Genomic DNA, 6,920 nt, shown 5'->3' with positions numbered 1-6,920 from the left:
TGGACTTTTTTCCCCTCAAAAAGTGCCAGCCATTGCGGGGATCGGGGGGAAAATTCCTGGACTTTTTCCCTGAAAATTAGGTAGTTGACCACCTGAAAATCGATAAAACCCCACACCCCACACCCCACACCCCACACCCTGCCACCACCGAAAAGCTTTTTCAGCAAACCCTAAATATCTGTAGAGACGTGGTTGACTGCGTCTCTATTTCAATTACCGATAACTAATCACTGTTAAACTAATCACTGTTCACGCTCTGGACAGTGAAAAAATGCAGATCCGAAGAAAACACCCCAATCCTGCCGTCAAAGTTGAGAGTTTGAGTTATGTGGTGAAAGTGCCAGAGGCACAACCGCAAAATATTTTAGAAGAAATCGTTTGGCATAAGGAGATAGAAGTCGATAAATTGCGCGAACGGTTGCCTTTATTGGAATTACGCCAAAAAATAGCCAATACTGCGCCACCTTGCGACTTTTTAGCCGCCTTAAAACAGGGTAAAACCCAACCCGCTTTGATTGCCGAAGTGAAAAAAGCTTCCCCTAGCAAGGGAGTTATCCTGGAAGATTTTGATCCTGTAGCGATCGCCCGTACCTATGAACAGGGGGGAGCCACTTGTTTATCGGTCCTAACCGATAGTAAGTTTTTTCAAGGTAGCTACGAAAATCTTACCCTCGTCCGGCAAGCGGTATCTTTACCCCTATTATGCAAGGAATTTATCCTTTATCCCTATCAAATCTACTACGCTCGCTCTAAAGGAGCCGATGCTGTCCTTTTAATTGCCGCTATTTTAAGCGATCAAGACCTAGCATATTTTGTCAAAATTGTCAAGGGTTTAGGGATGACAGCTTTGGTAGAGGTGCATAGTCTGGCTGAATTCGATCGAGTGTTAGCCATTGAGGGAATCGAACTAATCGGCATTAATAACCGCAATTTAGAGACATTTACAGTCGATTTAGACAATACTCGCCAATTACTAGAAGCCAGGGGCGAACAGGTGCGAGAAAAAGGTATTCTGATCGTCAGCGAATCGGGATTACACACAGCAACAGATCTGGCGAAAGTGAAGGAAGCGGGAGCAAATGCGGTTCTAATTGGCGAATCTTTGGTAAAACTGCCCGATGCTGCCGTCGGTATCCAGAAACTCTTTGAAAATCGGGAATAGGAGTTAGGAAGTGGGGAAGTGGGGAATTGGGGAAGCTGTCTCATCACCCTATCACCCCAAAACCCCATCACCCCAAAACCCTATCACCCTATCTCCTGAATACTGACTCCTGACAAGGCTATCTGCCGGGATATAATCAGAGTTTGCCGAATCTTAAATCATCCCCTCAGAATTGATGCGATCGAGATTTGGTTTTTTATCTTGTTAAATATAGCCCAACGAGAGAGGACGAACCATGGAAAATAAAAATATGTTGATGATTCCCGGCCCCACACCAGTGCCGGAAGCGGTATTATTGGCTATGGCTAAAGCACCTATAGGTCATCGGACGGGTGCTTTTAGCAAGGTAATCGCCGAATTAACCGAAAATCTTAAATGGTTGCATCAAACCAGTGGCGATGTTTTAATGCTAACTGCTTCGGGAACCGGTGCCATGGAAGCGGGAATTATTAATTTTCTTAGCCCCGGCGATCGAGTTTTGGTGGGAGATAATGGTAAATTTGGGGAACGTTGGGCGAAAGTGGCGAAAGCATACGGCTTAAATGTGGATGTCATTAAGGCAGAATGGGGTAAACCCCTAGATACGGAGGCATTTACCGCTAAACTGACCGAAGACAAGGAAAAAGCCATCAAAGCGGTAATTATCACCCATTCGGAAACTTCCACCGGGGTTCTCAATGACTTGGAAAGCATTAACAAAGCGGTAAAAGACCACGGGGAAGCTTTAATCATCGTCGATGCTGTCACCAGTTTAGGAGCTTATCATATTCCCATCGATGAATGGGGTTTAGATGTGGTCGGTTCTGGTTCCCAGAAAGGTTATATGATTCCTCCCGGTTTAGGTTTTGTTTCCGTAAGTCAAAAAGCTTGGAAAGCCTACGAAACCGCCAAACTGCCCCGTTTTTATCTAGATTTGGGCAAATACAAAAAAGCCACCGATGAGGATAGTTCCCCCTTTACCCCTCCAGTTAACCTGATGTACGGTTTACAAGCTTCTCTGCAAATGATGAGAAGGGAGGGATTAGCGGCAATTTTCGCCCGTCACCAACGCTTAACGAAGATGACGCGGGCCGGTATGCGCGCCCTGGATTTGCCCCTCTACGCGGCGGATTCCTGGGCTTCCACGGCGATTACTGCGGTGGCCCCCACTCTGGTAGATGCGGAAAAAATTCGTTCGACTCTCAATAAAAAGTTCGACATCGCTGTGGCTGGTGGTCAGGATCACCTCAAGGGTAAAATCTTCCGTATCGGTCATTTAGGTTTTGCTAGTGAGAGGGATATCCTCACGGTTATCGCTGCCATTGAAGCGACTTTAATCGAGTTAGGTGTCGAAGGTGTCACCCCTGGCGCCGGTGTGGCTGCGGCTGCCTCGGTGATGGTGCAGGGTTAATCTTGGGTTGGCTTTTCCCCTTCTCCCCAAAGAGGGGGATTTTGGCTGGAAAATATATCCTGTATATGTATAATTCGCTATAATCCAGCCAAAGTAATAGTCAACTCTTGTGGGTTTTATGTTATGTCTGCAAAACAAAATTTTGTGTTTGTATTTATTTGGGTGATTAACCTTTTGTTAGCGTTAAAGTTAGTTTTCGAGCAAGCATCTGTAGTTTTTTTAGCTGTCTTAGTCTTGACAACTTTCTTGCTGATTCTAACTTTGAAAGCTAATTCTAGTAAGGAAAAGAGAGTTAATTCTGACGAGAAAAGTGAGCAAAAAAATGCGAAGCAGGATAGTATAGATTGGCATTCTATATTAGTATTTTTCGCTATTTTTATCAATAACGTTGTTTTATTCTGGAAACTATTTTCCTCTCCGGAATCCCAAGGGGGGATACTGATCACGATCGCAATTATGGCAGCATTACTTTTATTAACCCTGGGACTTGATAACTTAGGGTTCCAAAATAAGTTTCCTTTTGTCAAACTTAAATAAATCAATAATCCCACTTAACCGTTTACTTTTGACTTGATTGCGGGCCGATTTGGGGCAAATGCAAAGCCGGATCCTGCGCTGTCCAACCGACGGGAGTATCTAAGCGCACCTCAAAATGAAGATGGGGGGGAATAATATCTGGTTGTCCCGTGGTGCCAACCGTACCGATAACGTCTCCTGCTCGTACCCTTTGGTCAATTTTCACTGTAACCCTGCTTAAATGGGCATAACGGGTCTGCCGGCGACCTAAATGATTAATTACTACCAAATTACCATAGGCCCCTTCCTGACCCACATAAATCACTAGACCATCCTCGGCGGCTAGAACTGGTGTACCAACATCTGCGAGAAGATCAATACCACTATGAAAGAGATTTTTCTGTTCCGTGGGGCTTTTTTGCCAACCGTAGGCTAATCCGACAGTGCTGGCCAAGGGTAAGGGATAAGAACTTAATCCAGTATAATCCGATCGCTTGCTGGCGGCGGACCAATTGGTGCCGGGGATAAAAACTATTGTCGGCCGACGACCACAACCGTTAAGCTCAAAGAGTATATCGGCACGAATACCTGATGCCGCTTCTAAATCGCGCCAAGTGGAACCCCGGGGTGCTTCGATGCGAATGCCGTTCATCGGGGGAATGAAGATTTCTTTCCCCACCGGGGCCAAACCATTTTTGAGAATAGTCGGATTGAGTTTAATTATCGTTGCGGGGATAAGAGCGTATTTTTCGGCGATTGAGGCGATCGTTTCTCCCGCTTGGATTTTATGGCGTTGTAACCTTGATAAAATCGGCAGGGGACAAACATTATCAGACCCTTGGGCAAAAATTAATTTTTGATTCAAGGTCAAAAAACCTAGACAAAAAAACCAAATTGTGCTAGTTAAACTTAGCCAAATTTTCTCACTTCTGATTCTCCGACCCATGACCATAAAAAAAGCGATCTCTATAATTACAAAACCCGGAGAATACTAGGAATACTGTCAATAGCTTCTAAAGACTCTATTGCCGCTAAAGCGTTGCGGAAATTGCCCTCGCGCACATCGTGGGTGACAACGACAATTTCGGCTAAATCACCCCTAATACCAATTTGTACCACGGATTCTAGACTAACCCCATGGTCGCCGAAAGCCATACCTAAATGACCGATTACCCCCGGCACATCGCGACAGAGAAAACGGGCATAAAAACGGGTCGATAACGACTCCATCGGGGCGATTTGACAATAATGCTGGTGAATACAGCTTAAAAGCGGGTCAAGTTCCTTGGTTTTGCCACTACTTTTTAAAATTCCGACGATATTCATCACATCCGATACTACCGCGCTGGCCGTCGGTCCGCTACCGGCACCCGGTCCATAAAACATCACTTGGCCCAAGGGTTCCCCCTCGACGAGAATAGCGTTATAGACCCCGTTAGCATTAGCGAGGGGATGGGTTTTCGGTACTAGGGTCGGATGAACCCGCAACTCTAGGGTATCGGAATCTTCCTTAACCGTATCTTTTGCGATCGCTAATAATTTAATCACAAATCCCAGTCTATCAGCGTAGGCGATATCGACGGCGCTAACTTGCCGGATACCTTCACAGTAAACATCTTCCCGTTTTACCCGACCTCCAAAACCCAAAGAAGCTAAAATGGCAATTTTATCGGCCGCGTCGAATCCATCCACGTCCGCAGTCGGATCCGCTTCTGCATAGCCTAATTCCTGAGCTTTGGCCAGCACTTCGCTAAAATCTGCCCCTTTTTGGCTCATTTCCGTGAGAATATAGTTAGTTGTGCCGTTGACAATTCCCATGATGCTGCTGATGCGATTAGCGCCGAGGGATTGTTTTAAGGGTTTAATGACGGGAATTCCACCACCCACGGCCGCTTCTAGGAGGACATAAACCCCCTTTTCGTTAGCTTTGGCGTAGATTTCATCACCAAAACGGGCAATAACCGCCTTATTTGCCGTAACAACGTGCTTTCCCGATGCGATTGCCTTGAGAATTAAAGAGCGCGCCGGTTCCAAACCCCCCAATAATTCGACAATAATATCAATTTCGGGGTCAGTAACGATCGATTCTAGGTCAGTGGTCAACAGCAGGGGAGAAAGCTCGATTTCTCTCGGTTTATCTAGGGATCTAACTCCCACTCGTCCAATGGTAATCTCTTTGAGTACGGGATGACGACCAAAAGGATCAAGGAGGATTTTCGCTGTTCCCGTCCCCACAACCCCGAAACCGAGTAAACCAATCTTAAAGGTCACGCTTTTATCTCCTGCTAGTCCGACGCAAAAAATACTAATGGCCAAGCCGTCGCCATTGTCGATTCTATCATTACAAGGTCTTTGTCTGTGGGGTTTTCTTTTGCTGGCGTTCAGGGCCCGATGATGATAAATATTCAGTATTTTTGTATTCAAATCAAGCAAATCTCGATCGCATTTAAACGCTTATCCTGTAATTGTTATTGATTTTATTGACCGATATAGATATTCGGCAATGTGAGTAACATTTTTGATCATAAGTAGTCGTGCAAAATTAATTTCCTAGTCGAGACGGGAGACAGGAGACAGGAGACGGGAGACGGGAGACGGGAGACAGCTATTAGGGATCGGATTTGAGTTTTCAGTTCACTGTTTCCTCACACCAGAAGTCTGACGGAGTAGTGGCTTAGATGTGTAATTAATTTTGCTTAGGTACTTAACTAATATGGAATTACGAGGGATAGAACGCAGTAAGGAAATTGGAGCGTTAGAAAACGGGTTTCTCCGAGAAACCATGAGAAAAGGGGTTTCTTCAAAAAAAACCGTTTTCTGGACTTGCCGATTGTTAATTTTTGTTCAACAGGGGTTGACAGTTCTCAAATTACTTAATACCATCCCGACAGGGGAAACCCTATTCCGTCGTGGGTGAGACGCAAAATCCAACAATCACAGGGTTGATGGTTGGTTTTCCTATAGTTCAACTTACCCTTACCAATTTGAGCAAATAAGGCAGCGCTAAATTATGAATACTAAATTAGCCATAAATTTATTAACAGAAGCTGGTAATAACTTAACGGTGACTTTGGCGGCTTTGGGGTTATTGGATAATGGGGAAACTATTAAGTCTCTCCAACAAAAGATTGATCAAAGTATTAAGGCGGCGTTTGACAAGCAACTGCAACTTAGTAGTAAGTTGGATATTGCTGAGGGTAAGTTACAGGTTGCTGATGAGGCGCTGAGGTTGGCGGTAAGTCACAATACGACGGAACAAGAGCGTCTGTGGGAACTGAAAAAAGAACAGGGTGAGTTACAGATTGCAATTAAGAATTTGGAGGATAAAAAGAAGATTCTTGATGATAATGGGAATGGAGATAAAGGGAAGATCAAGCAAGAAATACAAACGATTAAAGGTAAGATTAATGCAACAGATGCACAAATTAAAGACCTGACTCAGAAGATTACAGATGGATTAGCTTTAGTCGCTCGCTATGACAACTTAATTATTCAAGCGAATACCGCCCAAGAAAAAGCAAATTATCATAATCAATTTGTTCAAAGGTGGGATGTTGTCGGGTATGAAAGTGGCCGAAGTGGCAAGAAAAAAGAAATCTATGGCTGGGTGACAAATCAAGAACAGGTTAACCTACGAGACGGTTATCAAAATCAAGCAAATCAGTTGAGAGCAGAAGCTAATAGTATTCAGGGTTCAGTTGATGATTTTAATGGGACTTAGACAAAAAACAAATCGAGAAAAGCCTCAACTCCAATCCCCGCTTGGGATTTACTTCGAGAAGCCCAAAATCGCTGAAACCCAGATATATCAAGGAAAATCATCAATCGAGGTTAAACCTTTGTACCCTAATG

At 44.5% G+C, this 6,920-nt stretch carries 7 protein-coding genes; 5 read left to right on the top strand and 2 right to left on the bottom strand.

The window, feature by feature from the left end; all coding sequences use genetic code 11:
- Nucleotides 1-271: 271 nt before the first annotated feature.
- From trpC to O9300_RS13875, 3 genes are all read left to right on the top strand, one after another.
- Entirely contained in the window at nucleotides 272-1,162 is an 891-nt protein-coding gene (gene trpC / locus O9300_RS13885; RefSeq protein ID WP_287972234.1) for an indole-3-glycerol phosphate synthase TrpC, read from the top strand.
- A gap of 235 nt (nucleotides 1,163-1,397) precedes the next feature.
- On the top strand, nucleotides 1,398-2,552 hold the full coding sequence (locus O9300_RS13880) for a pyridoxal-phosphate-dependent aminotransferase family protein (protein ID WP_287972232.1): 1,155 nt from the start codon (nucleotides 1,398-1,400) through the stop codon (nucleotides 2,550-2,552).
- A gap of 123 nt (nucleotides 2,553-2,675) precedes the next feature.
- Nucleotides 2,676-3,089, top strand: coding sequence for a hypothetical protein (locus O9300_RS13875; RefSeq protein ID WP_287730563.1), 414 nt, complete (start codon nucleotides 2,676-2,678; stop codon nucleotides 3,087-3,089).
- Between the two features lie 22 nt (nucleotides 3,090-3,111).
- Here O9300_RS13875 and O9300_RS13870 read toward each other — a convergent pair whose 3' ends face one another.
- Together O9300_RS13870 and O9300_RS13865 are read right to left on the bottom strand one after the other, a co-directional pair.
- On the bottom strand, nucleotides 3,112-4,020 hold the full coding sequence (locus tag O9300_RS13870) for a LysM peptidoglycan-binding domain-containing M23 family metallopeptidase (RefSeq protein ID WP_287972230.1): 909 nt from the start codon (nucleotides 4,018-4,020) through the stop codon (nucleotides 3,112-3,114).
- Nucleotides 4,021-4,040: 20 nt separating this feature from the next.
- Entirely contained in the window at nucleotides 4,041-5,339 is a 1,299-nt protein-coding gene (locus O9300_RS13865; RefSeq protein WP_287972235.1) for a homoserine dehydrogenase, read from the bottom strand.
- Nucleotides 5,340-5,781: 442 nt separating this feature from the next.
- On the opposite strand from O9300_RS13865, the gene O9300_RS13860 reads away from it, so the two are divergent.
- Nucleotides 5,782-5,985, top strand: a complete 204-nt coding sequence (locus O9300_RS13860; protein ID WP_287738545.1) for a hypothetical protein — start codon at nucleotides 5,782-5,784, stop codon at nucleotides 5,983-5,985.
- 93 nt (nucleotides 5,986-6,078) lie between these two features.
- Nucleotides 6,079-6,789 (top strand): hypothetical protein, encoded by a 711-nt coding sequence (locus tag O9300_RS13855; RefSeq protein ID WP_287972229.1) that lies wholly within the window; start codon nucleotides 6,079-6,081, stop codon nucleotides 6,787-6,789.
- The last annotated feature ends 131 nt before the right edge of the window (nucleotides 6,790-6,920 follow it).

It is taken from the genome of Microcystis sp. LE19-195.1E, assembly GCF_027532095.1.
Taxonomy (GTDB): domain Bacteria; phylum Cyanobacteriota; class Cyanobacteriia; order Cyanobacteriales; family Microcystaceae; genus Microcystis; species Microcystis aeruginosa.
Note: the sequence above shows the minus strand (reverse complement) of the source record. Positions and strands in the feature narration are given on the sequence as shown.